We start from the raw sequence: 26,442 nt of genomic DNA, 5'->3' as shown, positions 1-26,442 counted from the left end.
CCGGCCGCTCAGTTCCGGTTCGTCCGCCGCAAGGCGGCGTACGTGGTCGCGGCCGTCGCGCAGGCGGCCGCGGCCACGGCGGCGGTGACCAGGCGCGCGTCGCGCTTCGGGGGCGCGGGACGGTCGGCGGCCTTCTCCGGGTGCTCGGCGGCCAGGGCACCGTCCAGACCGAGGGCCAGGGCCTCGGCCACGTGCATGGCGCGGCGGCCGGTGTCCCCCTGCTCGATCTGCGTACGGCAGCTGAACCCGTCGGCGAGGACCATCGAGCTGGGTGCGGCGTCCCGTACGGCGGGCAGGACGCCCTGCTCACCGATGGTCATGGATACGTCGTAGTGCCCGCGTTCGAAGCCGAAGTTGCCGGCGAGACCGCAGCATCCGGCGTCCAGGACGTCGGCGTCGATGCCCGCGCGGCGCATCAGTTCCCGGTCGGCGTCGTACTTCATCACCGCGTGCTGGTGGCAGTGGGTCTGCACGGTCGCCGCCCGGGCGAGCCGGGGTGGTCGCCAGCCCTCCGGCGCGTCGTTCAGCAGCAGCTCGGAGAAGGTGCGGAACTGTGCGGACAGCCGCTTGACGTCCTGGTCCTCGGGCATCAGCTCCGGGGCGTCGCTGCGGAAGACGGCGGTGCAGGAGGGTTCCAGGCCGACGACCGGGGTCCCGGCCTCGATCCAGGGGCGCAGGACGTCCAGGGTGCGCCGCAGCACCCTCTTCGCGGTGGCCAGCTGGCCGGTGGAGATCCAGGTCAGGCCGCAGCACACGGCGTCCAGCGGTACGGCGACCCGGAAGCCGGCGTCCTCCATCACCCGCACCGCCGCCCTGGCGACGGCGGGGTGGAAGTAGGTGCTGAAGGTGTCGGGCCACAGCACGACCGTGCGCGGGTCGGCCGGATCGGGCTCCGGCAGTCCGCGCGCCGCCCACCACTGGACGAAGGACTCCTCGGCGAAGACCGGAGCGTCCCGTTTCCCGGCCACACCCGCCAGCCGCTTCCCCGCACGGGCGAGCCCCGGTGCCCCGAGCGCGGCGTTGACCAGGCGGGGGGCGACGCGCGACAGGCGTGCCCACAACGGCAGCCAGCCCATCGAGTAGTGGGCCGCGGGGCGCAGGCGGCGTGCGTAGTGGTGGGAGAGGAACTCGGCCTTGTACGTGGCCATGTCCACGCCGACCGGGCAGTCGGACTTGCAGCCCTTGCAGGACAGGCACAGGTCGAGGGCGTCCCTGACCTCGGTGGAACGCCATCCGTCGGTGACGGCCGAGTCGGCATGGCCTCGGAGCATCTCGAACAGCAGCCGTGAGCGTCCGCGGGTGGAGTGCTCCTCCTCGCCGGTGGCCCGGTAGGAGGGGCACATGACGCCCCCTTCGAGGGTCCGGCAGTTGCCGATGCCGACGCAGCGCATGACCGCCCGGGTGAAGGAGTGGTCGTCCTCGGGATAACCGAACTCGGTGTCGTGGCCCCGGGGGCGCCACAGCGGTCCGAGCCGGAGGTTGTCGTCCACTCGGTGAGGGGCCACGACCTTCCCGGGGTTCATCCGGTCGTCCGGGTCGAAGAGCGCCTTCACCTCGCCGAACGCGGCGACCACGGTCTCGCCGAACATGCGCGTCAGCAGTTCCCCGCGGGCCTGACCGTCACCGTGCTCCCCCGAGAGGGACCCCCCGTAGGAGACGACCAGGTCGGCCGCGCGGAACAGGAACGTCCGGAACTGCTCCACCCCCGCGGCCGTCCTCAGGGCGAACGGGATACGGGTGTGCACGCAGCCCTGGCCGAAGTGCCCGTAGAGCGAGGGGTGGTCGTACCCGAACTCCGCGAAGAGCTTCCGCAGGTCACGCAGGTAGTCACCGAGCCGTTCCGGGGGTACCGCGGAGTCCTCCCAGCCCTCCCAGGTCTCCCGGCCGTCCGGGGGCCGCGCGGTCACACCGAGCCCCGCCTCCCGTGCCCGGAGCATCGACCGCTCGCGCCGCGGGTCGTCCGAGAACGCCACCGTGCCGTCGTCCTCGCTGCGGCCGAGAGCGCGCAGCAGGTCGTGCGCCTGCGCGTCGACCGCCTCCTGGGTGTCGCCGCTGAACTGCACCAGCAGCCAGCTCTCGCCCTCAGGGAACCGGTCGAGCGAGGAGAGGTAGGCGCCTTCCTCCCGCATGAGCTGCGCCATCCGCCCGTCGATGGCCTCCAGCAGCTCCGGCCGGCCGTGCTCGAGCAGGCGCGGCACGTCGTCCGCCGCGCTGCAGATGTCGCTGTATCCGAGCACGACCATGGCTTCGCACGGCGGGACCGGCACCAGGTCCAGCTCCGCGCGGAGCACCGTGACGAGCGTGCCCTCGCTGCCGACGAGCGCCCGGGCCAGGTCGAATCCGTTCTCCGGCAGCAGCGAGTCGAGGTTGTAGCCGGAGACCCGCCTCGGAATGTCGGGGTAACGGCGCCTGATGTCACCCATGGAGCGGTCCACGATGTCCTTGAGCCCCTGGTACAGCTCGGCCCGGCGGCCGCCCTCCGCCACGACGGCCTCGAACTCCTCCCGGGAGGTGGGCCCGACCCAGCAGCGTGTCCCGTCGTAGGTCAGGATCTCCAGGCGCCGCACGTTGTCCACGGTCTTGCCGTAGGCCTGGGCGGAGGCACCGCAGGAGTTGTTGCCGATCATCCCGCCCAGCGAGCAATGGCTGTGGGTGGACGGCCTGGGCCCGAACTTCAGCCGCTCGCGGGACAGCCGCCGGTTGAGTTCGTCCAGCACGATGCCCGGCTCCACCACGCAGACCCGGCGCTCGGCGTCGACGGACACCAGGCGGTTGCAGTACTTGGTCCAGTCGATGACGACCGCGGCGTTCGTGCACTGCCCGCCCAGACTGGTGCCGCCGCCACGGGACAGCACCGGCGCCCCGAACTCCGCGCAGACGGCGACGGCCTCCGCCGCGGCGTCGGCGTCGCGGGGCACCACCACCCCGATCGGCACCTGCCGGTAGTTCGAACCGTCCGTGGAGTAGGCGCCCCGGCTCCCCGCGTCGAACCGGACCTCGCCGCGCACCCGGGCACGCAGAGCCTCCTCAAGGGCGCTGACGTCCACCCGGGCAGGAGGTGCGGCCCCCTCGCCGCGCCGCGCGGCCTCCGGCGCTGGTTCCGGACTCATGGGCTCCTCCTTCGGTCGCACGTACCGCGCCCACCTGGCCGGTGGAGCACGGGCGGCGTACGGTGCCGGGCGCTCCCGGCGCCGGGACCCGCGCGTGATGTCATCCGGTCCCGTCAGCTGTGCTTCGCGACTTCCCTTCGAGGTCGCACCCGTGACGAGAAGCGCGTGAGTCCCGCCTGACCGTCGAGCGCGCGGGGAAACGCGGGCGGCGGGTAATAAGGTGGCCAAAACCTTCGCCCCGGGCCCCGGCGGTCGCGGACGGGCTGTCCGGGCACGCCTGCGACCGTCGCGCCCCACGCACCTCGTGGGGAGACGCTCCGGGGCGCGCTCGCACCTTCGCGCCCGCTGCCTTTCCGCGCGGGAGAGATAGCCGGACGGCCGACGGATGAAACATCGCGCACGCCCGTTCGGCGGCCCGCCGATGGAGGCAGGCGGGCGCGGACCGCGACCGGGTCCGACGGCCGGTCACGGCGCCGCCCACCACGCCCGCGGCCCGGTAGGGCGGGGCGGCGACGCGGTCAGAGGGAGCAGTGGGCCGGTCCGATGACGCCGTCGGTGCCGGTCACCGTCACGGCCTCGGTCCGGTCGGCGGTCCGGGCCTGGGCGGCGGTGCAGAAGAGCTGCTGGCGGGCCGGCTCGGACAGCCGGGTGACGGGGACGTCGACCTCGACCCGAACCCCCTGCGCACTCAGCTCGATGCCCATCTTCACCCGCGTCTCGGGCAGTTCGGAGCGCAGTCCGGCCTCCCGCTCCATGCGGGTGGGACCGGCGAAGAGCAGGTCGAGGGCTCTGACCGCTCCACCGCCCGTCTTCTCCCCGTCGGAGGCGGCGCCACTGCCCTCCTGCCCGTACTCGGTGTGGCGCACGACCGGCATCAGCCGGGCCGCCGCCGACGAGGACACGAAGTACAGCACCGTGCCGAGCTGTCCCCGAGGCTCGACCGCCACGATCGCCGGTTCGCCGGCCTCGACGACGTCCGTCGCCCGGATGCCGCAACCGGTCGCCAGCAGCACCACGGGCAGGAGAGCGCCGATCGCGCGCCCGCCCCTCACCGCCCCTCCAGCGGCAGTTCCACGGTGAAGACAGCGCCGCCCGACGGGCCGTTCGCGGCGTGGACCGTGCCACCGTGCAGCCGGACGTTCTCCCGGGTGATCGCGAGACCGAGCCCGCTCCCCGCCGACCGGGTGCGGGCCGCGTCGGCCTTGAAGAACCGGTCGAAGATGTGCGGGAGCACGGCGGCGTCGATGCCCGGGCCACTGTCCTCCACCTCCGTCACCAGCCGGGCCGCCCCGTCCCGCTGCCCGGTCCGCACCCGTACGACGACGGGCTCGGCGCCGTGTCGCAGGGCGTTGCCGACCAGGTTGGCGACGACCACGTCGAAGCGGCGCGGGTCGAGGGCCGCCCGCACGCCGTCGGGGAGTTCGGTGCGTACCCGGTCGTCCCAGTGACGGGCCTGGAGCGTCTTGCGGATGGTCTCGGCCACGTCGACCTCGTCGCTGTGGAGATCGACGGCCCCCGCGTCGAAGCGGGAGATCTCCATCAGGTCCTCGACGAGCGTGGCGAGCTTGCCGGTCTCCGCGCTGATCAGCCGGACGGCCGCCGCCGTGTCGGGGCGCAGCCCGGCGGCGTCCTCGTCGAGCACCTCCGTGACGGCGAGCATGCCGGCGAGCGGGGTGCGCAGTTCGTGCGAGACGTCCGAGGCGAAGCGCCGGGCCCGCTCCTCGGCCCGGCGGAGCTCCTCGACCGACTCCTGCAGCTTGGTCGACGACTCGTTGAACGTCCAGGCCAGTTCGGCGATCTCGTCGGAGCCGCGCACGGTGATCCGGGTGTCGAGTTCGCCCCGTCCGATGCCCGCGGCGGCGCGGCGCAGATCGCGAACCGGTCGAAGGACGCTGCGCGCGGCGAGCAGCGCGGGGACGAGGGCGATGAGCAGGGCGGGCAGGGCTCCGTCGCGGGCGGCGGTGACCATGGCGGCGACGTTCGCCTCCTCGGTGGTCAACGGCATGACGGCGTAGAGGACGAGGCCGGTGGGCTGGCGTCCGTCGCCGCGGTCGAAGAAGGTCGGCATGCCGACGGTCAGCCAGGGCTTGCCGTCCTTGACCACACGCTGGAACGAGCCGTGGCCGTTGTTGCGCGCCGCCGCGCGCAGCGAGGACGTGACCACGGTGGAGGTCGGCCGGTCCGAGGAGGAGACCCGCAGGTCCCCGTATTCGGCGAAGACGGTCCAGGTACGCGCTTTGCCCTCGCGGGCCAGCGAGAGACAGATGTCCCTCAGCCAGGTCCGGTCCAGCGGGAGGGTGACGCCCTGTGCGCTGACCCGGTCCCGGAACTGGGCGACGGCGGTGTCCTGCGCCTGCTGCAGGATCGCCGAGCGGGCCTCGCGGTAGGTCAGCGCCGCGGTGGTGGCGGCGCTGACCGCGGCGACGAAGAGGAAGGCGGCGATGAGCCGGGTGCGCAGGCCGAACCGGGCGCCGGGCAGCTTCATCCGAGGGGCCCGAAGCGGTAGCCGAAACCACGGACGGTCTGGATGTAGCGGGGGTTTCCCGCCACGTCCTCCACCTTCTGCCGCAGCCTGCGCACACAGGCGTCGACCAGCCGGGCGTCGCCGTGGTAGCTGTGCTCCCACACGTATTCGAGGAGCTGCTGCCGGCTGAAGACCTGTTCGGGCGAGGCCGACAGATGCAGCAGCAGCTTGAGCTCGGAGGGGGCGAGCAGCAGCCGCTCCCCCGCCTTGGCGACGGTGAGGCCGACGCGGTCGACCGTGAGCGCGCCGTGGGTCTCGACGCCGCTGCGCCCGGCGGGTTCGGCGAGCCGGCGCAGTACCGCGCGGATCCTGGCCTCGATGACCTCGGTCCGGGCGGGCTTGACGATGTAGTCGTCCGCGCCCGCCTCCAGTCCCACGACCACGTCGAAGTCGTCGCCGCGCGCGGTGAGCATGATGATCGGCAGCTGGCTGGTCTCCCGGATGCGGCGGCAGACCTGGACGCCGTTCATTCCGGGCAGCATGAGGTCGAGCAGGACGAGTTCGGGCCGGAACTCGTCCAGCGCGGCCAGCCCCGCCTCGCCCGTGCCGACGGTCCGCATGTCGTGCCCGCGCCTGCGCAGCCCCAGCTCGACCCCTTCCCGTACGGAGGGGTCGTCTTCGATCAGAAGCACGCGAGGCATGGCGTCAGTATCCCAGCGATCAAGGAGTGGATTCGGAAGTGTGCGCGAACGGTGCCGCCTCAGTTACGCCGCAACTTGCGCCGGACGGCGCTCAGCGCGGTACCGACCTCGGTCAGCCGCAGGGGGCGGGCCAGCAGGGCCACCACCAGGAAGAGGACCAGTACTCCGGCCCCGGCCGCGGCGAAGTCGCCGAGTCCCCGGCCGTCCGTGTCGACGGCGCGGGCCGCCGCGTACGCCAGCAGCCCCGCCGGCACGCAGGCGGTCACCAGCCGGGCCTGCGCCCCCACCCCCGGCGAGCGCAGCAACGAGGGCCTTCGGGCACCGGATGCAAAGAGCCTGCGGTGCAGTACGCACGCGGTGACGGCGAACCCCGCGAACAGGGCCACGGAGTACGCCCCCGCCATCCCCGTCACGGCCCAGCGCGCGGGCAGCAGCAGATAGGCGGCGACGCAGAGCCCGGCGTTGAGCGCGGCGATGACCAGGTTGAGCAGGAAGGGCGTGCGGGTGTCACTCATCGCGTAGAAGCCGCGGGAGAGCACGTACTGTCCGGAGTAGGCGATGAGCCCCGGCGCGAAGGCGGCCATCATGCCGGCCATCACCGTGATGTCCGCGGGGCCGGTCCGTCCGTAGCCGAAGACCGACCCCATCACCCACGGGGCGAGCGCGAACAGGGCGGCGGCGGCCGGGATCACGACGGCGGCGGACGTCCGCAGCGCGTACGAGACGTCCCGCCGCACCCCGGACAGATCGCCCTCGGCGGCGGCCCTGCTCATCCGCGGCATCAGCGCGGTGACGAGGCTGACGGTCACGATGCCCTGCGGCACCACCCACAGCTGGAAGGCGTAGCTGTACGCGGTGTAGCCGGCGCCGCCCGCGACGTGCTGCTCCGCAGCGTGCTGGCCGGTGGCGGTGGAGAGCCGGGTCACCACCCAGTAGGCGGCCTGGTTGGTGAGCACCAGCATGACGAGCCAGCCGGCCGCCCGCAGCGGCCGGGTGAGTCCGCTGCCGCGCCAGTCGAACCGCGGCCGCCAGCGGAACTTCGCGGCGCGCAGGGCGGGCACCAGCGCGAGTGTCTGCACGGCGATCCCGGCGGTGGTCCCCCAGCCGAGCCATCGCGCCTGCGCGGAGGTCAGTTCACCGCCCGAGCCGGCGGCCGTCCAGAGGTACAGCCCGAACACCGCGATGATCACGAGGTTGTTGAGGACGGGGGTCCACATCATGGCCCCGAACCGGTTGCGGGCGTTGAGCACCTGGCCGAGGAGGGTGAAGAGCCCGTAGAAGAGGATCTGGGGCAGGCAGTACCGGGCGAGGGCGATCGTGAGTTCGGCCTGGCCGTCGTCGTAGGTGGGCGCGTACACCGAGATGATCAGCGGGGCGCCGACGACGGCGAGCGCGGTGAGGGCGAGCAGCCCGGCGGTGCAGAGGGTGAGCAGCCGGTCGGTGTAGGCGGCGCCGCCGTCGGCGTGTTCGCGGGCGGCCCGGACGAGTTCGGGGACGAAGACGGCGTTGAGGGCGCCGCCGATCAGCAGCATGTACAGGATGTTGGGGACGGTGTTGGCGACCGTGTAGCCGTCGGCCCGCAGTCCGGTGCCGAGCGCGGCGACGACGACCGCCGAGCGTATGAACCCCGTCGCCCGCGAGACGACGGAACCGGCCGCCATGACCGCGCCGCTGCGCAGCACCGAGCCGGAACTCCGCTGCCCGCGCTCCTGCGTGGCGACCGGACCGGTGGTCGCGTCCGCCGCCGTCACCGGTGCGCCAAGTAGGCCTGGAACGCCCGGTACAGCGTCTTGTTGGCGGCTCCGCCCACCGATGTCTCCCACTCTCCGAGGGTCTCCACGACCTGCCCTCCGGTGCCGAACTTCCAGCGCAGCAAACCGAAGGGGCGGTCGTCGGGATCGAGGGTGGAGGATACCCCGCGCATGTCGTACACCTCCGCGCCCTGGGCCTGGGCGTCGAGCAGCATCTGCCACTGCAGGGCGTTGCTCGGGCGGACCTCGCGGCGGTGGTCGGCGGACGCGCCCGTCTGGTACCAGACCCGGCGCCCGGTGCTGATCATCGTGTGGGCGGCGAGTATCTCGCCCTCGTGCACCGCGAGGCACAGCTTCATCCGGCCGGGCCGTTCGGCGTTGAGCACGGCGTACTGGCGCTGGTAGTAGGCCAGGGAGCGGCCGAGGCGGAAGCCGTCGCGTTCCTCGGTGATCCGTAGCAGCCGGTGGAACTCGGGGAGTTCGGCCGCGCTGCCGGTGACGACGCGCACCCCCGCCCTGCCCGCCTTGCGGACGTTGCGGCGCCACTCCTGGTTGAGTCCCGCCCACAGGTCGTCGGGGGTCCGCCCGGTGAGCGGCACCCGGAACACGTACCGGGGCTGCGCGTCGGCGTCGTCACCCTCCCCACCGCAGCGACGCCAGCCGCGGGCCCGCAGCCGGTCGGCCACGGCCGCGCCGAGCGGGTCGACCTCGCTCGCCAGTACGTCACCGACGGTGCGGCCGGGGCCGGTGGCGGCCTTGAGGCGGGCGGTGTCCCAGCGGCGGTAGGCCGGGGACGGCCCGATGCGTACGGCGAAGGCCCCCGCCCCGCGCAGATGGGCCATGAGCGGCCGCAGCCAGCGGTCGATGCCGGGATCGGCCCAGTCGGCCACCGGTCCTTCCGGTATGTAGGCGAAGTATTTCCGCGTGCCCGGGAATTGCCGGTAGAGGATCAACGCGCTGCCGGCCAATTCACCGTGGTCACCGAGCCAGCCGACCCTTTCCGATGTCCACTGGTCTTTCACCTCGGCCCAGGACGGGTACTGGAGAAAGCTCGCGTCCGCGTGCGTGGCCACGTGCGCCCCGTGCTCGGCGGCGGTCAGGCCGCGTATCCGTAGTTCTTGGTCACGGCTGCGGTCTCCGGTCGCGAGCAGCGCTGACATGTCCGTGGCCCTCCCTCGTCTGCCCCGCGGCGTCTCTGCGGGGCTGCACAGGATGCTCACAGCGGTCCGTGACCGGGCCGCGCGCCGGATGTGACCGGACGATGACCGTTGCGCTGCGCTTCTTGTCACACGCCGCATTCCCGCTTTTCCGTGGAATTACGGAACTTAGGCTCCGGTCAATGCCTCTTCCTCGACGACAGAGCACGGCCAGGAGGTTTTTCCGTTGATCCCCGCCCTTTTCATATCCGCCGCCCGGCGCAGCCCTCGTTCCGCGTCGCCCGCCCGGCCCGCCCGGGTCGCCCTGATCGCCGGCACGGCGGTCCTGGGCGTCACGCTCACCGCCTGCTCCGGCGGCGCCGCGGCCTCGGGTCACGACGCGGACCGGGGGCGGGACGCCGGTCCCTCGCGGGCCGCGGACACCCGGATCTCGGTGAACCTCAGCGGCACCGCGGCCGCCGCGGGCAGGCCGGTGACGGTGACGCTGGCCGCCGGGAAGCTGCGCGCCGTCACGGTCTCGGCGGACGGCGGCGAAGCCCTCACCGGCCGGCTGTCCCCCGACGGCAGGACCTGGACGTCGGACCGGGTGGCCGCGCCCGGCACCACGTACCGCGTCGAGGCGAAGGACACCGGGGGCGGCAGTGACACCGCCGGGTTCACCACGGCGGCGGCCGGCAAGGTGAACAAGCTGACCCTCGCCCCCGGCAAGAACACCACGGTCGGCATCGCCCAGCCGCTGTCCATCGTGTTCGACCACCCGGTGAAGAACAAGGCGGCGGTCGAGAAGGCGCTCAAGGTCTCCACCTCGAACGACACCGAGGGCTCCTGGGGCTGGCTGCGGGACTACTCGGGCCGGGACCGCGTCGACTGGCGGCCCAGGGAGTACTGGAAGTCCGGCACGCGCATCACGCTCGACGCCGATCTCGACGGTATCGACTCGGGCCCCTCGGGCGGCTGGTTCGTACGCGACTACGCGACGACGTTCACCGTCGGAAGCAGTCAGGTGGTCAAGGTCGACCTGGACCGGCACCGGCTGGCGCTGAAGCGGGACGGCAGGACGGTCATGGACGTGCCCATGTCCGCGGGCACGCCGGGCGGCGACAAGGCGTCCTGGCGGGGCACGGCCGTCCTGATGGCGAAGGAGGGCACCATCAACATGCGCTCGGAGACCGTGGGCCTCGGGGACGCGTACGACAAGATGGTCGACTTCTCGATGCGGCTGACCTGGTCGGGCATGTACGCCCACGCGGCGCCGTGGAACGCCGCGTTCTTCGGGGTGGCCAACCACAGCTCGGGCTGCGTCGGGATGAGCGACGCCGACGCCGCCACCCTCTACCGCCAGGCCCGCGTCGGTGATCCCTTCGAGATCACCGGCGCGGACGCCAAGGGCACGGTCGCGGAGGGCAACGGCTACGGGGCGTGGAACGTCTCCTGGGCCGACTGGCGGACCAGGAGCGCCCTCGGCTGAGGGCACGGCCGGCACACAGCTGACCTTCTCCCCGCCCGGCACGGACCCTTGCCGGCATCCGTGCCGTGTACGCGAAGTGATCACCGGCTGCTGCCGGACGGGGGCGCCGCAGCCCGGGACCCCGGGCCTCGCACGGCGGGTCCCGGCTACCGCGCTCCCGGCATCAGCGTCCCCGGCTGGGCCTGGCCGACGCCCGTCGCCTCCGTCTTCGGGTTGCGCCGCTCCCGCTTCGCCACCCAGGTGGCGAACCAGGAGAGCAGCATGCACATCCCGATGTAGATCGGCGAGATCACCATCACCACGGGGATGAAGGGGAGGTCGTAGTCGAGGTTGGAGGCGATGAGCTTCCCGGCGTGGAGGAACTCCTCGTAGGTGATCAGGTATCCCAGCGAGGTGTCCTTCAGCGCCACCACCAGCTGGCTGATGATGGTGGGGAGCATCGCGCGCACCGCCTGCGGGGCCAGGACGAAGGTGGTGACCTGCGTCTTGCGCATGCCCAGGGCGGACGCCGCCTCCCCCTGGCCGCGCTCCACCGAGTTGACGCCGGTACGGAACACCTCGGCGAGCACCGAGCCGTTGTACAGGGTCAGTCCGGCGACCAGGGCCGGCAGCGGCTGCACCTTCAGCGCGACGAAGATGAAGAAGATCATCACCAGCACGGGCATGGCACGGAAGAACTCGACGAGGACGGTCGCCACCCAGCGCACCGGCCGGTGGTCGGACAGGCGCCCGACCGCGAGAACGGCCCCGAGCGCCAGCGAGAGCACCGCGGCGTACGCGAACGCCTTGAGGGTGTTGCCGAGCCCGCGCAGCAGCAGTTCCTGAATGCCCTTGTACTCGAAGGGCGTCCACTTGGCGCTGGTGAACTGGTCGGTGTCGAAGAGCAGGTAGACGACCCAGCCGACCAGGGCGAGGATGAGGATCGTCGAGACGACCCCGTACATGCGGTGCCGCTTGCGGGTCTGCGGCCCCGGGATGTCGTAGAGCACGGTCGCACCGGGGGCGGAGTGGGCGGTCATCGGGCGACTCCCCAGCGCTTCTCCAGCACGTTGAAGATCGCGCTGATGGTCAGAGTGATGATCAGGTATCCCACGGCGATCCAGACGAAGGTCCAGATGATGTTGTAGCCCAGTTCGTTGAGGGTCTTGTAGGTGCCGAGCAGTTCGGTGACGCTGAACGCCCCGGCGATCGCCGAGTTCTTGGCGAGTGCGATGAGCGTCGAGCCGATCGGCGGGATCACCGAGCGGAAGGCCTGCGGAAGCACCACGTTGCCGAGCGTCTGGCCGAACGTCATGCCGAGGCTCCGCGCCGCCTCTCCCTGCCCCGTGGGCACGGTGTTGATGCCGGAGCGGAGCACCTCGCAGATGAACGCGGAGGTGTAGCAGCCGAGGGCGAGGACCGCGAAGACGTTGAACGGCAGGACCAGGCCGAAGCGCGGCAGGCCGAGCAGTACGGCGAAGAAGAGCAGGGTCAGCGGGGTGTTGCGCAGCACGGTCACCCAGACCGTGCCGATCACCCGGAGCGAGCCGACGGGCGCCACCCGGAAGGACGCCATGACGAAACCGAGGACCATGGCCAGGACCGAGGCGTAGAAGGTCAGCTCGACGGTCCCGAGGAACCCCTTGCCGTAGAGCGAGAAGTTGTCGGTGAGTACGTCCATGTGTCGTGGCCGTCCTCTCAGGTCGCCGGGTAGTTGTCGATGGGCGGCGGTTTCGGCGCGGGCACCCCGGAGAGCCCGAGCGTCGCCTCGAAGGCCTTCTTCCAGTTGCCGTTCTTCTCGTTCTCCTCCAGTGCGTCGTTGAGCGCGAACCGCAGCGCGTTGTCGCTGCGCGGGACCCCGATGCCGTACGGCTCCTCCGAGAAGGGCTTGCCGACGACCTTCATCTCGTCGGGCGCCTTCGCGGCGAAGCCCAGCAGGATCGCGTCGTCGGTGGTGACGACGTCGACCTGGTACGTCAGCAGGTTGTCGACGCAGATCGAGTACGTGTCGTAGGCGACCAGCTTCGCCTCCGGGTAGTCGGCGGCGATCCGCTGGTACGGGGTGGAGCCGGCCGCTGAACAGACCGTCTTGCCGGCCAGGTCCTGCGGGCCGTGGATGTCGTCCTCGTCGGTGCGGACCAGCAGCCCCTGGCCGGCCATGAAGTACGGGCCGGCGAACCCGACGAGCTTCTTGCGCATGTCGTTGATGGTGTAGGTGCCGACGTAGTAGTCGATCTGCCCGTTCTGCAGGGCGGTCTCGCGGTTGGCGGAGGCGATCGTCTTGAACCGGATCGTGTCCGGGTCGAAGCCCAGCGAGGCCGCCATCATGCGGGCGATCTCGATGTCGAAACCGGAGTAGATGCCCGTGGCCGGGTCCTTCTCGCCCAGGTAGGGCTGGTCCTCCTTGGCGCCCACCCGCAGATATCCGCGCTTCTTCGCGCTGGTCCACGTCCGGGAGTCCGGCAGGCTGAAGGAGGTGTCGACCTTGTAGACCGGCAACGCCTCGGCCTGCGGCCCCTTCACCGGCGGGCTGCCGTCCTTGCCGCAGCCCGCGGCGAGGACGGCCAGCAGGAGGCCGGCACAGGCGGCCAGTACTTTTCTCGTACGCAACACAGGGCCTCCCGTCAGTGCTTGAGGATCTTGGACAGGAAGTCCTTGGCGCGGTCGCTCTCCGGGGCGGTGAAGAAGTCCTCCGGGGTGCGGTCCTCGATGATGCGGCCGTCCGCCATGAAGACGACGCGGTTGGCCGCGGAGCGGGCGAAACCCATCTCATGGGTGACGACGACCATGGTCATGCCCTCGCGGGCGAGCTGCTGCATCACCTCCAGCACCTCGTTGATCATCTCCGGGTCGAGAGCCGAGGTGGGCTCGTCGAACAGGAGCGCCTTCGGGTCCATGGCGAGGGCGCGGGCGATGGCCACGCGCTGCTGCTGGCCGCCGGAGAGCTGGGCCGGATACTTGTCGGCCTGGTCGACGAGCCCCACGCGCTCCAGGAGTTCCCGGGACCGCCGGTCGGCCTCGTCCTTCTTCCGCTTGCGGACCTTGAGCTGGGCCAGGGAGACGTTGGCCAGCACGGTCTTGTGCGCGAACAGATTGAACGACTGGAAGACCATTCCGACTTCGGCCCTGAGCTGCGCCAGGCCCTTGCCCTCCTCGGGGAGGGGTCTGCCGTCGATGGCGATGCGGCCCGACTCGATCGTCTCGAGGCGGTTGACGGTCCGGCAGAGCGTGGATTTCCCGGAGCCGGAGGGGCCGATGACCACTACCACCTCCCCGCGGCCGACGGTGAGATTGATGTCCTGCAGTACGTGCAACTTTCCGTAGAACTTATTGACGTCACGCAGCTCGATCAACGGATCGACGGCCATACGCTGCCCTACCCACTTATCGCTATGTCGAGGTCAGCGCAAACTATCCACCCTGGAAAGGGACTTCACACCCGACACGCGCAAATGGTGCATAAGGCTTTTTATCTCGTCGCGGCTCGTACGCGACCGCGCGTCACCCCTCGGCCGACTCCGAGTACACCTGTGACAGCTCGGGGCTGCCCGTCATCGCCCAGTCCAGGCCGGCCTCGACCACGTCGATCTCGCGCCCCGAAGCGAGCCGCACGACGGGCTGGCCACTCGGCCAGATGTGCCAGAGCGCACCGGCGACGTTGCGCACCAGGACCGTACCCAGATAGAGCCCCGCGTCGTTGCCCAGCCAGGGCAGCTCCTCGGGATCGTCGCGCCAGCGCGGCGGCAGCTGATCCAGCGCCGCCAACGAGGCCGGGCTGTCGTCGAGTTCGAGCCCTCGCTCCCCCACCCGGACGCGGAGCAGCTCACATTCGGCGAGCAGCGCGGCCACGCCTTCCGGATCGGCCTCGACGGCGGCCGCGAGCCCCGCCCCCCGCGTTCCGTCGTGACGCTTACGCCAGTTGTCCAAGAAAGGGATGTTCATACAGATCAGGATCCCATCCCGGCCGGGATCCGCACCACAGGGCGCGCGGCTTGTCGTTCGAGCGCTGAACACCACGTGTACGCCCCGCGTTCACCCAGGCCCGCGTTCGCCCAGGCCCGCTTCCTCCGGTCCGCCTCCTCCGGTCCGCTCCATGCTGGTAAGTTGCCCTCCCATGAGCAGCCCCGAGTCCGACAGACGCTAGCCACCGGTCCCCGGTGGCTTCCCGCGTCCGCGCCCGGACGACCGCTCGTCGTCACCGCTGCCGCGCCGCCGCCCTCCGGACCCATGCGGATACGGGTCGCGCCCGGCCTCGCGTACGGGCAAAGCTCTTCCCGGCACCTCACCGCTCCGCTGTCGCTGTGCCGTTCCTCCGCGTTGCCGCTCGTCGTCACGAGCGGGCGCGGCCCGCATCCCCGACCGGTTCTGTCCATCAGCCGTCCATGGGGTTGTTCATGCCGTTTTCCGTCTACGCTCTCGGGCTCGCCGTCTTCGCCCAGGGCACCTCCGAGTTCATGCTGTCCGGTCTGCTGTCGGGTATCGCCGACGATCTGCACGTCTCCCTCCCCGCCGCCGGTCTGCTGACCTCGGCGTTCGCCGTGGGCATGGTCCTCGGCGCTCCCGCGATGGCGATCCTCGGCCGCAACTGGCCGCGCCGGCGCGCCCTGTTGTCCTTCCTCTGCGTCTTCGCGGCCGCGCACGTCATCGGTGCGGTCACCTCCAGTTACGGGGTGCTGCTGGCGACACGGGTCGTCGCGGCCGTGGCCAATGCCGGGTTCTGGGCCGTCGCCCTGGTCACCGCGCTCGCCCTCGCCGGCCCGACCGCACGGGCCCGGGCGCGGGCCACGTCCGTGGTGGTCGGCGGTGTCACCGTCGCCTGTGTGGCGGGGGTGCCGGCCGGGGCGTGGCTGGGGGGTGAGTGGGGGTGGCGTGCGGCGTTCCGGGCCGTGGCCGTGGTCACCCTGGTGGCGATCGGCGTGATCGCGGCGACGATTCCGGCGGGGCGGCCCGCCGTCACCCTGCCGAGCGCGCACTCCGAACTGCGGACCCTGGCCGGGCCCCGGCTGCTGCTGACCCTGCTGACGAGCGCGCTGGTGCAGGGAGCGACCTTCTGCGCGTTCTCCTACCTCGAACCGGTCGCCCGGCACGTCACGGGACTCGGCGCCGCCTGGGTGCCGGTCCTGCTCGCCCTGTTCGGTGTGGGCTCGTTCATCGGGGTCGCCGTCTGCGGCCGGATCATCGGCTCCCGCCCCGTCGCCCTGACCGCGGCCGGTCTGGTGGCCCTGACCACCGGCTGGACCCTGTTCGCGTCGGCCGCCGACAGCCCCGTGGCGGTGGTCGCGCTCGTCCTCGTCCAGGGCATGCTCGCGTTCGGCACGGGGACCGCGCTGATCTCGCACGTGTTCCGGCTGGCGAGCGGCGCTCCGACCCTGGCCGGGGCGTTCTCCACTGCCGCGTTCAACGTGGGCGGTGCGCTCGGGCCCTGGCTCGGCGGACTGGCGATCGGCGCGGGATACGGCTTCCGGTCGCCGTTGTGGGTGAGCGCGCTGCTCATGGTGCTGGCGCTCGGGACCGCCGCGGCCGCGCTGGAGGGCGTACGGGCTCAGGCGCCGCAGACGGACGCCTGAGCACGGCCCCTGCTGCTCAGAGGTCGAGGTCGACGACCACCGGGGCGTGGTCGGAGGCGCCCTTGCCCTTGCGCTCCTCCCGGTCCACGTAGCTGTCCTTGACGGAGGAGGTGAACGGGGCGTTGCCGTAGACGAGGTCGATGCGCATGCCCTTGTTCTTCGGGAAGCGCAGCTCGCGGTAGTCCCAGAAGGTGTACGGGCGGTCGTACTTCAGGGGGCGGGGCATCACGTCGGTGAGGCCCTCCGCGCGCAGGGTGGCGAGGGCGGCCCGCTCGGCGGGGGTGACATGGGTGGCCCCCTCGAAGAGGGCCGGATCCCAGACGTCCTCATCGGTCGGGGCCACGTTGAAGTCACCGAGCACGGCGAACGGCCGCGCTCCCGCGGCGTCCGCCACGACCGCCTCCTGCAGCGCCTCGAGCCAGCGCAGCTTGTACGCGTAGTGCTCGTGCGCGACCTCGCGGCCGTTGGGTACGTAGACCGACCAGAGGCGGACCGGGCCGCAGGTCGCGCTGATCGCCCGGGGCTCCTGCACGCCCTCGTAGGCGGGGCCGCCGGGCAGCCCCGTCACGACGTCGTCCAGGCCGACGCGGGAGATCAGCGCCACCCCGTTCCACCGGCCCGTGGCGTTGACCACGGACTCGTAGCCGAGCTCGCGAAGCGCTTCGGCCGGGAACTGCTCGGCCGTGCACTTGGTCTCCTGGACGCACAGCACGTCCGTGCCGGTGCTCTCCAGCCAGGCCAGCAGCCTCGGCAGACGGGCGGTGATCGAATTGACGTTCCAGGTGGCGATGCGCATGTACGTAAACCTATCGGCTCCCTCTGACAGTCGCCGGGACGGCGCCCGTCACAGGCCGGCCGACTCCCCCGGGCTCAGCCGGGCATGGTCGGCGCCGCCGAGGTTGCCGAGGTGGGTGTCGTAGATCGGGCGGGCCAGATCGGTGAGCAGCGCGTCGTGGATGTCGATGGCACGGCGCGGCTTGACCTCACGGACGTACTCGATGACTTCGGAGATCTTGTTCCACGGCGCCATCACCGGAAGCATCAGCGTGTCGACCGGCCGCCCGGGGAGGGTGAGTGCGTCGCCCGGGTGGAAGAGGGACCCGTCCACCAGGAAGCCGATGTTCGTGACCCGCGGGAGATCCGGGTGGATCACCGCGTGGAGCTCGCCGTGCACCTGGACGTCGAACCCGGCGGCCGAGAAGGTGTCGCCGTTCCCGACGGTGTGGACGCGGCCCGGGAACGCCGCCGCGAGCTTGTCGGCCACGCTGCGCAGGGTCCAGATCTCGGCGGCCGGATCGGCCTCCATGCCCGCCCGCAGCCGCTCCTCGTCGAAGTGGTCGGGGTGCTCGTGCGTCACGAGGATCGCCTCCGCGCCGATCGCCGCGTCCCGCTCCGAGAACCCGCCCGGGTCGATGACGAGCGTGCGCCCGTCCTTCTCCAGACGGATGCAGGAGTGGGACTGCTTGGTCAGCGTGAGCGCGAGCGGCTCGGGGTTCTGGGCGTTCATACAGATCATCCTGCTACGACGGAGGCGTCGTTTCCGCCTGAATCACTGACCGGGCGATGGTGAAGGCTGCGCTCGCGGCCGGAATCCCGCAGTACACGGCGGTCTGCAGCAGCACTTCCCTGATCTCGGCGGGGGTGAGGCCGTTGCGCAGGGCGGCGCTGACATGGGCGGCCAGGCCCTCCAGGTGCCCGGAGGCGACCAGAGCGGTGAGGGTGACACTGCTGCGGGTGCGCCGGTCCAGCCCCTCCCGGCCCCAGACCTCGCCCCAGGCGTAGCGGGTGACGAGTTCCTGGAAGTCGCCGGTGAAGTCGTCGGCGGCGGCCATGACCCGGTCGACATGGGCGTCACCGAGCACCTCGCGGCGGATCTTCATGCCCGGCTCGTACGGATCGGGGCGCCCACCGGTGACGGCCTCGGGCTGCGCGGTGGCGGCGGTGAGCTCCGCGACGGGCAGCACGGGGGCGGAGAGGCTGGGCACGAAGGAGGGCACGGGAATGGCTGCCTGGGTGTCCTGCCAGGTCGTGGAGAAGTGGGTGAGCAGGAGGTCGGTGACGGCGCCCGGCTGCTCCACCGGCGCCAGGTGGGAGGCGCCCGGGACGACCGCGAGCCGCGCGTCGGGTATGCCCGCGACCAGGGTCCGGGCGTCGCCGGGACCGGTGACCTGGTCCTCGGCGCCGACCAGGACGAGCGTGGGAACACCGATCCGGCCGAGCTCACCGCGGATGTCGAAGGCGGCCAGGGCCTCGCAGGCGGCGATGTAGCAGCCCGGATCGGTGGCGCGGACCATCTGGACCGCCCATTCGACGATGGCCGGCTGCGCGGCGGCGAAGCCCGGCGTGAACCAGCGCTCCGGCGCGGTGCGGGCCATCGGCTCCAGCCCGTTGGTGCGGACGATCACCCCGCGCTGACGGAACTCGTCGGCGCTGCCGAACCGGGGCGAGGAGGCGACCAGAGCCAGCGAGGCGACCTTCTGCGGATGACGCAGCGCGAGGTCGGCGCCGATCGCGCCGCCGATGGAGCAGCCCGCGTAGCCGAAACGCCGCACCCCGAGCCCGTCCAGGGTGGTCACCAGCCGGTCGGCGAGCTCCCCGACGGCGGTGGCGGGGTGCGCGGGCGCGCCGCCGTGTCCCGGGAGGTCGTAGCGGAAAACTCTCCAGTGCTGGGTGAGCTCGGGTATCTGCCGGTCCCACATGTGCCATGTAGCACCGAGCGAAGTGCCTATGACGAGGACCGGGGCGTCTTCCGGCCCGTCGAAGCGGTATTGCAGGGTCTTAACGTTCTCGTCACTCACCCACTCACGCTCCCACATCTCGCATCCGCCGCGGAAACGGGGGCGGAGTCACTCGCCGGACCTCCCCACAACTCCGCCACCGGCCGAAGAACCTCCACATCCGGCTTCACGTATTCGCCGGACGACGGTGCGCACATCGGCGCGCCCGGCCCAGCGGGCGAGAAGGTGATCAGGTACTCCGTTGTTCGCCGAGCAGGTGAGACGGCTCGCGCGCGCCGTAAGGACGGACCCGCCGCAGCCTGGGCTGCCGCCGTTCGCCTCGTAGCCGGCCACCGCCGGCGCCCGGTACGCGGCGTGCTCGGCGGCCGGGCCGCGCCGGCTCACGCGTGGCGGCCGGCAGTCAACGCCGGCCTTCGCCGCGTCGTGTTCACCCACTGCGCCGCGCGCACCCGACCCCGGCAGGATCCGGGACGCTCGGTCCCCGGCCGCCCCGGTCGCCCCCTGCTCATGCCTTGTGCGCCCTCCAGCGCATCACCCGGCCGTCGCAAGAGACGGTGCCGGCCTGAACCCCTACCGGTCACCCCCGCACCGCAATCATTCCCGTCTGATCATCGAGGCGACGCTGCCCGTGATCACGCGCAGCGACTCGGCCACCGTCCGCGCGGACCTGCGCCGTTTCGTGGAACTGGCCCGGACCCGGAGGGCCAACCCCGGTCAACTCGCCCTCATCGACGCGTCGGCCGCCCGTGCGGTCACCTGGCAGTCGCGATCGGCTGACAGTACGCACAGGTCTGAGCACTGTGCAATCGCTCCACCCCCAACGACACAGCCCCACAACACCCCACCCCTGCAAAAGATGTGTGGACCGACCCCAGCCAGGGGCGCGCTTGAAGTCCAGATGCGCTCGAAAAGGGTTATCAGCACCTCAAGGAGCGAGGAGTCGTGGATCAGCAGGGCACTACGGAGCACGTTGCGTCAGACGGAGCTGCACACGTGCCGTGTGAATGTCGATGATGAACATATGCAACGGACGCTCGCGTGTGACCCGGCATTCCTCGCAGCGCGTACTGACGTCACGGACGTGCTGCAACCATGCTGGAACATGCAGGCACGCCTGTTCGTACACCCCCTGGTAGCTCACGGTGCGCTGCTTCAGATGAGCATTCTCGACCGAATAATGGGGTCTGTGGACGACGGGCAGCTTGACGAAGGCCTTGATCTAGTCGCGCGCACGGGATTGAATTTCGGTGAGAGGCGTCCGGATGCCGGCTCCCCCGTGAACGAGATGCCCGGAAGCGCTCAGTTCACCATTCTCTTGCACGGCTAGACGCGCCAGTGCTTTGATCTCGATCCGGATACTTCGAGTTCGCGTGGGCACCATCCGGGATTCCACCGCGCATTCCGGTGGGGCGGCAACATACCGGCCCGGATCTGTTGGGGTACGGCGTCCCGTGAGTGAGCCGCACCGGCTGCTCTCCTCCTGATTCTGTCGGAGATCTCGCGGCGGACCCAGCATGTGCCGCCCCGCACGACCACTGCCCCGACATGCCCGGAATCCCTCAGCCGCCACGGCCGCCACCTCCGTGCACGAGCTGCCGTCCCGCATCACACCGAAAGAGGATCGAAAGTTTTCGAGATTCCGAATGTTTCGATGTCGTCGTATCGATGGCATCCCGGCCTCCCATTCTCACTTCCTCCCCCGAACCCGCGCTGACCAGCGAAGAGGTAATCCGAAGTGACGCCCGAGTTTCGGAAAGGTTACGTAAACCGTTGACAACTCCTGTGCCAGGCCCGACTGTTGTGTCGCTCCCCGGCCGTGCCACGGATGTGCACGACCGGGCTGTGTCACCTCATCGATGAACGCCGACGTGCGCTCGGCGTCTCTTTTGGTCATTGACCGCGCTATTCGCGAGGAGGAAACAACGCATGAGCGACACTGCCCCCCACTCCGAACCACGTCAGATCAGCCGCAGGAAACTCGTCTTCGGCGGTGCCGGGGCGCTGGTGGCGGCCGGGACGGCGGGGCTGCTGCTGCCCGGCACGGCGCGCGCCGCGACGGTCCTCACCAGCAACGCGACCGGTACGCTCAACGGCTACTACTACTCGTTCTGGACGGACACCCCGGGCACCGTCAGCATGACGCTGTCGGACACGGCCGGCTCGTACAGCAGCCAGTGGAGCGGCACCAACAACTGGGTCGGCGGTCTCGGCTGGAGCAACGGCGGCCGCCGGGAGGTCACTTACTCCGGCTCGTTCAACCCGGGCAGCAACGGCTACCTGGCGCTGTACGGGTGGACCGCCAACCCGCTGGTCGAGTACTACATCGTGGAGAACTTCGGCCCGTACAACCCCGGCTCCGCCGGCACGCGGCGTGGCACGGTCACGGACGGCGGCGGTACGTACGACATCTACGAGTCCACCCGGACCAACCAGCCCTCCGTGGAAGGCACCAAGACCTTCCAGCAGTACTGGAGCATCCGGCAGAGCAAGCGCAGCAGCGGCACCATCAACACCGGCGCCCACTTCGACGCCTGGCAAGCCGCCGGGATGCCGATGGGGGCGTTCAACTACTACATGATCATGGCCACGGAGGGCTACCAGAGCACCGGCAGCTCCAGCGTCAGCCTGGGAGGCGTCGGGACCACGCCCACCACTCCGCCTCCGGGCGGGAGCACCACTCCTCCTCCGGGCACGGGCGCCTGCAGCGCCACCTACCGCACCACCAGCTCGTGGACCAACGGCTTCAACGGTGAGGTGACCATCAAGGCGGGCAGCAACGGTGTCACGGACTGGAAGGTCCCGGTGACGCTCGCCGGCGGCCAGACGGTCACCTCGCTCTGGAACGGCACCTCGACCCGGAACGGGAACGTGCTGACCGTGACCCCGGTCAGTCACAACCGCGTTCTGGGCGCGGGGCAGTCGGCGACCTTCGGGTTCACGGCCAGCGGACCCAGCAGCCCCAGCCCGACCGTCGGCAGCTGCGGCGTGGGCTGACCCGCCCCGGCGTCCCGCGTACCCACACGCTCCGGCGCGGTGCCCCGACCGGCACCGCGCCGTTGCCTGTCCCGGGGCCGGGGCTTGGTGCGCCGCCCGGGCCCGCCGCCGGGCGCGGGAAGCCGTTCACAACCCGGCAACCGTGGTGGCGCATCCACCCGCGAACGACCCCCGAACGCGCGACGATCGATCGCCCGGATGCGCGCCCCGGCATGCTGGATGCGCCCGGCGCACTACCCCCGTTCGGACATCGGTACCCGCATTCCCGCAGGTCAGCGCCTTCCTGAACTCCATGAATTGCGCATTCAATTGAATGGCAAAACTCCCTGTCCGGCCCATCTGGATTGCGGCTTCGCATGCCATGCATTCCACTCGGAACGTACGGCAACCCCACTTCTCAACAGGACGGGGCAACACCCATGTACACCACCGAATCCACTGCCACCGACATCGAGCTCGACCTCGACGAGGCGCTCAACCCGGGCGAGGCCGAAGGCTTCTACCGCGACTCCCGCGAGTGCGCGTACCTCGCCCTCCTCGGAGGCGGCTCCGCGCTGCTGCTCTCCCCGCCGACCCCCCGCCCGAAGAAGGGCTAGTCGGCAGCACATGGACCAGTCACATGCTTCGTCCCCCCTCGCGGGTGCCGTGCATGACCTGGCAACAGAGGTGGTCCTCGCTCTTCGGAGCGAGGACCACCTCGCCACGGTTTGCGGCGCGGCCGGAATCGACGAGGACAACCGGACGGGAATCGCCGCGGTACGCGTCATCGGAGCCGATCTGCTTCTGCCCAGTGTGCTGTACGGGCGCCATCCGCACCCCGGAGACATCGCCGTACTCCACCGTGCCGTGCGGGAGTTCCCACCCCGGCCCGAGGCGTCCGACGCCGCGGTCTGGAGCCACTGGGGCATGATGTCCGCCCTGCACCGGACGGCGCCGGCCCCCGGCTCACCGGCTGCCGGGCCCGGCACCGACGAGCCGAATGCGGCATGGCTCGAAGGGGCCCCCTGGCAGGCCTTCACGCATCAGCTCTCCGTGCTCGCCCCGCTCGCCGTCCCCGCCGCCTCGTCGGCGGTGCACCGGGCCGCCGCCCACCGGGTCGTCGACCTGTCCCGGGGGTTCGTCCGCGCGGTACGGCGGCGCGACTGGCTGCAGGCGGCGGGAGCCGGCCGCTGGCTGGCCGCGCTGGACGGCCGGCCCGACAGCCTGGGCCTGGAGCGCGGACTCGACTTCGTCGAGCTCATGGGTGGCGCGGACCCCCGGGTCACGCTGCACGTACGGGCAGCCCGGCTGATGGCCGAGGGGCGGGCGCGGTGACGGCATCGGTGGCCACCGCCCCCGGCGGTACGACGGGCGCGGCGCTGTCCGTCCTGCCCGCCGTGCTGCGCGGGGCGCTCGGCTGGGCCGACGCCCACCGTTCGGGCTTCGTGCTCCCCGCGGACGTCCTGGAGCCGCACACCGAGGTCAACCGCACCCTCAAGCCCCTCGGTGAACTGGCCCAGCTCTGCACCACGATCCGCCGCAGCACCGCCCCGGGCACTCCGGAACACGGGACGGCCGGGGACCTCATCAAGTTCGCGTGGGACCAGGTGCACGCGGGCGACCTGCTGCTGGAGCTGCTGCGCGGCGAGCCCTTCGCCGCGTACCCGTACGAGATCTACGCCGCCTTCGCCGGACACGGACTGCGCAGCGAGGGCTTCGAGCGGCTGGCCGGAACGCTCTCCTCGACCAGGGGCTGGGCCCACACCGAGCAGCAGGCCAACCGGGAGCTGGGCCTCATCAACTCGGAGCGCAGGGTCGGCGCCGCCCCGCACGCCGAGGCCGGTGAGGTCCTCGCGCGCACCTGGCTCGGCGGGCTGTCCGAACCCTGGATGTTCGAGGGGCCTTCCGGCTACGCGCTGACCCACACCGTCTTCCACATCACGGACTGGTGCTGTGTCCCCGAGCGCATGCCCGCCGACATCGACGCCTATCTGCGGGCCTGGCTGCCGCCCTGGATCGACGGCTGTCTGGAGAGCCGGCAGTGGGACCTGACCGGCGAACTCCTCGCGGTCGCCGCGGCCCTGCCGGGGCCGCCGCCCACGGACCTGCTGGACGCGGCCTGGCCGGCGCTCGCCACCGCGCAGGCCCCTGGCGGAGCCGTACCGGAGACGGGGCCCACCGTCTCCCCGGCGCGGACGCCGCACGGGGACGACCCGCCGCAGACCGTCGGACCGGACGGCGCGGGCCCGGAGCCGGACCCGTACCCCTTCCTCGCCTGCTACCACTCCACCCTGGTGACCGCGTTCGCCGCCGCGCTGTCCCTCGAGCGGCTCACCACCCACCGGGCGGACACCGCCGCCACCGGGGCCGCCGTATGAGCCGCACCGGCCTCCGCAGCAGCTGTACGAAGGGAGTCGCCGCATGAGCGGCATGCAGCAGATCCATGACGTGGGCGCGCGGGCCCTGGGGTGGCTGTACGAGCACCGGGCAGGGTTCCGGCTGGACGACGACCCGCCTCCCGAGGTGGGGGTCCTGGACCGGTTCAAGCCGCTCGGTGAACTGGCGCTCATCAGCAAGGTCATCTTCCGGGAAGGGGTCGCCGGATCCCGGCAGGCCGACCTGGCGCACAAGCTCCTCGAACACGCCTGGCACGAACTGCTGGGCTCGGGGAGCCGCCTGCTCGACGGCCAGCGGCGGGAACCTCTCTGTCCCGTACCGATGGAGGTCTACGTCCCGTTCCGGGAACTGGGGTTCCGCGAGCCGTCCCTGGAGGCGGCGGTCCGGCTGAACCACCGGCTGGGCAGCTGGGGCGCGCTGGAGGTCGTCCCGGTGCGCCGGCTCGGGCTCAGCGCCATGGAGCGTCGCTTCGGGCTGGAGCCGAGCATGCCGCTCGACGAGGCGTACCGGCGCACCTGGCTGTCCCGGCGGCCCGAGCCCTGGACGGTCGAGGGGAACATCGGCTACGACATCACCCACACGGTCTTCCATCTGACCGACTGGGGCGCCGACCCGGCCGGGCTGCCTGCCGAGCTGGCGGACTACCTCGCCCTCTGGCTGCCGGTGTGGCTCGACGACTGGCTCGACCTCGGGCGCTGGGACCTGCTCGGCGAACTGCTCGTCGTCGACGCCTGCCTCCCGGAACCGACCCTGGACGCGGCGGCCTGGGAGGGATTCGCCGGGGCCCAGCAGCCGGACGGCGCGATGCCGGTGATGGGCGGCATGCCGGAGGGCGACGAGGAGTCCGTCTTCGACCTCGTCTACCACCCCACGCTGGTGGCGGCGTTCGCCTCGGCGCTCGCCCTGTCCCGGGCGCTGTCGGACCTCGCCGCCCCGGCCCCCGCGTGACGGCCCCGCAGGAGGTCCGGCGGACCTCGGCCGGCCATCCGTCCCAGGGCGACGGCGAGAGGGCCCGGCTGCTGGCCGAGGCAGCCCGGACCATCGGCGCACCCGGCCTCGTGATCGCGCTCAGCCACCGGGCCCGGCGCACCTACCAGCTCGCCGGGGGCGTGCGGCCGGACGAGGCGCCCCGTTACGAGCTCGGTTCCGCGTCCAAGCCCTTCACCGGGCTGCTCCTGGCCGCGCTCGTCGCGGCGGGCCGCCTGCGGTACGAGGACTCGGCGGCCGGACTGCTGGCCCCCGGCCACCCGGTGCACCCCTCCCTGCGCGCCGTCACCCTGCGCCATCTGATCACGCACACCTCGGGCCTCCCCGCGCTGCCGGCCGATTTCTACCCGCAGGCGCTGCCCCGGTGGTCGACCGCCCCGTACAGCCACTACCCGGCCGACCGCGTCGTCCGCGCCTTCCTCCGTGCCCGCCCGCGCCACCGGCCGGGCACCCGCTGGCGCTACTCCAACTTCGCGGTGTCCGTGCTCGGCCACACCCTGACCGCCGCCACCGGCACGCCCTGGGAAACGCTGCTGCGGCAGGAGGTGCTGGACCCGCTCGGCCTGCACGGCACGCGGCTGCGCCCGGGCCCGCCGGCCGGCGACGCCGTGGGGCACCGGCGCGACGGGGCACCCCTGCCCGCGCTGGACACCGGCGGCTTCGACGCCGCCGGAGCGGTCCGGGCGACGCCCCCCGACCTGCTCACGTTCCTGGAGGCGCACCTTCCGGCGACCGCCGCGCCCACGCGCCCGCTGGCCGCCGCGTTCGCGGACGTACGGCGTCCGGTGCTGCGGCGCGGACTGCGGCACGCCCATACGCACACGCTCACCTGGTTCCGCCATCCGTCACCGCGCGGGCCGGTCTGCTTCCACGCGGGAGCCACGCTCGGACAGCAGATGTTCCTCGGCTTCCGCCCGGACACCGGTACCGCGGTGGCGGCGATGTGCACCCGGCGGGTGCACCGGACGGACCCGTTCATCGCGACGATGCACGAGCTGCTGCTGGAGAAGCTCTGACCGTACGGATCCGGACCGGAGCGCCGGCGGTCGGGGCGGGTGCCGGACACGGACGTGGGCGGGGAGCGGCCGCAGATCGGAAGACCCACCGCAACGGACCGAGGGGGGGGGGGGGCGGGGAGCACACCCTCCGC

At 71.6% G+C, this 26,442-nt stretch carries 22 protein-coding genes; 8 read left to right on the top strand and 14 right to left on the bottom strand.

Annotation, left to right across the window (positions count from 1 at the left end; genetic code table 11):
- Positions 1-8: 8 nt before the first annotated feature.
- From ABZ454_RS36060 to ABZ454_RS36035, 6 genes are all read right to left on the bottom strand, one after another.
- On the bottom strand, positions 9-3,110 hold the full coding sequence (locus ABZ454_RS36060) for an FAD-linked oxidase C-terminal domain-containing protein (protein ID WP_359543726.1): 3,102 nt from the start codon (positions 3,108-3,110) through the stop codon (positions 9-11).
- A 518-nt stretch (positions 3,111-3,628) separates the two neighbouring features.
- Positions 3,629-4,162, bottom strand: coding sequence for a hypothetical protein (locus ABZ454_RS36055; RefSeq protein ID WP_359543725.1), 534 nt, complete (start codon positions 4,160-4,162; stop codon positions 3,629-3,631).
- Positions 4,159-5,595, bottom strand: coding sequence for a HAMP domain-containing sensor histidine kinase (locus ABZ454_RS36050; protein WP_359543724.1), 1,437 nt, complete (start codon positions 5,593-5,595; stop codon positions 4,159-4,161). The genes ABZ454_RS36055 and ABZ454_RS36050 overlap by 4 nt, the downstream gene beginning before the upstream one ends.
- Positions 5,592-6,275: a response regulator transcription factor gene (locus ABZ454_RS36045; protein ID WP_359543723.1), complete on the bottom strand. Its 684-nt coding sequence runs from the start codon at positions 6,273-6,275 to the stop codon at positions 5,592-5,594. Before ABZ454_RS36045 ends, ABZ454_RS36050 begins: the two co-directional genes overlap by 4 nt.
- A 59-nt stretch (positions 6,276-6,334) precedes the next feature.
- Positions 6,335-8,026 (bottom strand): murein biosynthesis integral membrane protein MurJ, encoded by a 1,692-nt coding sequence (gene murJ, locus ABZ454_RS36040; protein WP_359543722.1) that lies wholly within the window; start codon positions 8,024-8,026, stop codon positions 6,335-6,337.
- Positions 8,023-9,186 (bottom strand): peptidoglycan bridge formation glycyltransferase FemA/FemB family protein, encoded by a 1,164-nt coding sequence (locus ABZ454_RS36035; RefSeq protein WP_359543721.1) that lies wholly within the window; start codon positions 9,184-9,186, stop codon positions 8,023-8,025. Before ABZ454_RS36035 ends, murJ begins: the two co-directional genes overlap by 4 nt.
- Before the next feature lie 241 nt (positions 9,187-9,427).
- Here ABZ454_RS36035 and ABZ454_RS36030 point away from each other — a divergent pair, with 241 nt between their 5' ends.
- Complete coding sequence (locus ABZ454_RS36030; protein ID WP_356317234.1) at positions 9,428-10,651, top strand: Ig-like domain-containing protein; 1,224 nt, start codon at positions 9,428-9,430, stop codon at positions 10,649-10,651.
- Between the two features lie 146 nt (positions 10,652-10,797).
- Here the strand turns inward: ABZ454_RS36030 and ABZ454_RS36025 are convergent, their stop codons facing one another.
- The 5 genes from ABZ454_RS36025 to ABZ454_RS36005 form a co-directional block, all read right to left on the bottom strand.
- Positions 10,798-11,670, bottom strand: coding sequence for an amino acid ABC transporter permease (locus ABZ454_RS36025; protein WP_359543720.1), 873 nt, complete (start codon positions 11,668-11,670; stop codon positions 10,798-10,800).
- On the bottom strand, positions 11,667-12,311 hold the full coding sequence (locus tag ABZ454_RS36020; RefSeq protein ID WP_359543719.1) for an amino acid ABC transporter permease: 645 nt from the start codon (positions 12,309-12,311) through the stop codon (positions 11,667-11,669). The genes ABZ454_RS36025 and ABZ454_RS36020 overlap by 4 nt, the downstream gene beginning before the upstream one ends.
- A gap of 17 nt (positions 12,312-12,328) precedes the next feature.
- Positions 12,329-13,240, bottom strand: a complete 912-nt coding sequence (locus ABZ454_RS36015; protein WP_356317138.1) for a glutamate ABC transporter substrate-binding protein — start codon at positions 13,238-13,240, stop codon at positions 12,329-12,331.
- Positions 13,241-13,254: 14 nt separating this feature from the next.
- Positions 13,255-13,998 (bottom strand): amino acid ABC transporter ATP-binding protein, encoded by a 744-nt coding sequence (locus tag ABZ454_RS36010; RefSeq protein WP_359543718.1) that lies wholly within the window; start codon positions 13,996-13,998, stop codon positions 13,255-13,257.
- 133 nt (positions 13,999-14,131) lie between these two features.
- Entirely contained in the window at positions 14,132-14,572 is a 441-nt protein-coding gene (locus tag ABZ454_RS36005) for a DUF6278 family protein (protein ID WP_356317134.1), read from the bottom strand.
- A gap of 452 nt (positions 14,573-15,024) precedes the next feature.
- On the opposite strand from ABZ454_RS36005, the gene ABZ454_RS36000 reads away from it, so the two are divergent.
- Positions 15,025-16,197, top strand: a complete 1,173-nt coding sequence (locus ABZ454_RS36000) for a Cmx/CmrA family chloramphenicol efflux MFS transporter (RefSeq protein ID WP_359543717.1) — start codon at positions 15,025-15,027, stop codon at positions 16,195-16,197.
- Positions 16,198-16,213: 16 nt separating this feature from the next.
- Here ABZ454_RS36000 and ABZ454_RS35995 read toward each other — a convergent pair whose 3' ends face one another.
- Genes ABZ454_RS35995 through ABZ454_RS35985 form a run of 3 tightly spaced genes read right to left on the bottom strand, consistent with a single transcriptional unit; the run spans position 16,214 to position 19,013 of the window.
- Complete coding sequence (locus ABZ454_RS35995; RefSeq protein ID WP_359543716.1) at positions 16,214-16,993, bottom strand: exodeoxyribonuclease III; 780 nt, start codon at positions 16,991-16,993, stop codon at positions 16,214-16,216.
- Positions 16,994-17,041: 48 nt separating this feature from the next.
- Positions 17,042-17,704 carry an MBL fold metallo-hydrolase gene (locus ABZ454_RS35990; protein WP_359543715.1) on the bottom strand — a complete coding sequence of 221 codons (663 nt, stop codon included), beginning with the start codon at positions 17,702-17,704 and terminating at the stop codon, positions 17,042-17,044.
- Positions 17,705-17,717: 13 nt separating this feature from the next.
- Positions 17,718-19,013 (bottom strand): alpha/beta fold hydrolase, encoded by a 1,296-nt coding sequence (locus ABZ454_RS35985; protein WP_356317126.1) that lies wholly within the window; start codon positions 19,011-19,013, stop codon positions 17,718-17,720.
- A 1,848-nt stretch (positions 19,014-20,861) separates the two neighbouring features.
- Between ABZ454_RS35985 and ABZ454_RS35980 the strand changes: the two genes are divergently transcribed.
- The 6 genes from ABZ454_RS35980 to ABZ454_RS35955 all read left to right on the top strand — a co-directional run bounded on the left by ABZ454_RS35980 (position 20,862) and on the right by ABZ454_RS35955 (position 26,308).
- Positions 20,862-21,929 (top strand): glycoside hydrolase family 11 protein, encoded by a 1,068-nt coding sequence (locus tag ABZ454_RS35980; RefSeq protein ID WP_359543714.1) that lies wholly within the window; start codon positions 20,862-20,864, stop codon positions 21,927-21,929.
- Positions 21,930-22,348: 419 nt separating this feature from the next.
- The gene (locus ABZ454_RS35975; RefSeq protein ID WP_187285003.1) at positions 22,349-22,525 is read left to right on the top strand and encodes a hypothetical protein; all 177 of its coding nucleotides are present in this window, start codon (positions 22,349-22,351) and stop codon (positions 22,523-22,525) included.
- A gap of 10 nt (positions 22,526-22,535) precedes the next feature.
- The gene (locus tag ABZ454_RS35970) at positions 22,536-23,243 is read left to right on the top strand and encodes a hypothetical protein (RefSeq protein WP_359543713.1); all 708 of its coding nucleotides are present in this window, start codon (positions 22,536-22,538) and stop codon (positions 23,241-23,243) included.
- Entirely contained in the window at positions 23,240-24,286 is a 1,047-nt protein-coding gene (locus ABZ454_RS35965; RefSeq protein WP_359543712.1) for a hypothetical protein, read from the top strand. Before ABZ454_RS35970 ends, ABZ454_RS35965 begins: the two co-directional genes overlap by 4 nt.
- A 43-nt stretch (positions 24,287-24,329) precedes the next feature.
- Entirely contained in the window at positions 24,330-25,253 is a 924-nt protein-coding gene (locus ABZ454_RS35960; protein ID WP_359543711.1) for a hypothetical protein, read from the top strand.
- A 68-nt stretch (positions 25,254-25,321) separates the two neighbouring features.
- The gene (locus ABZ454_RS35955) at positions 25,322-26,308 is read left to right on the top strand and encodes a serine hydrolase domain-containing protein (RefSeq protein WP_359543744.1); all 987 of its coding nucleotides are present in this window, start codon (positions 25,322-25,324) and stop codon (positions 26,306-26,308) included.
- Positions 26,309-26,442 lie beyond the last annotated feature (134 nt).

This window comes from Streptomyces sp. NPDC005803, from assembly GCF_040630435.1.
Taxonomy (GTDB): Bacteria; Actinomycetota; Actinomycetes; order Streptomycetales; family Streptomycetaceae; genus Streptomyces.
Note: the sequence above shows the minus strand (reverse complement) of the source record. Positions and strands in the feature narration are given on the sequence as shown.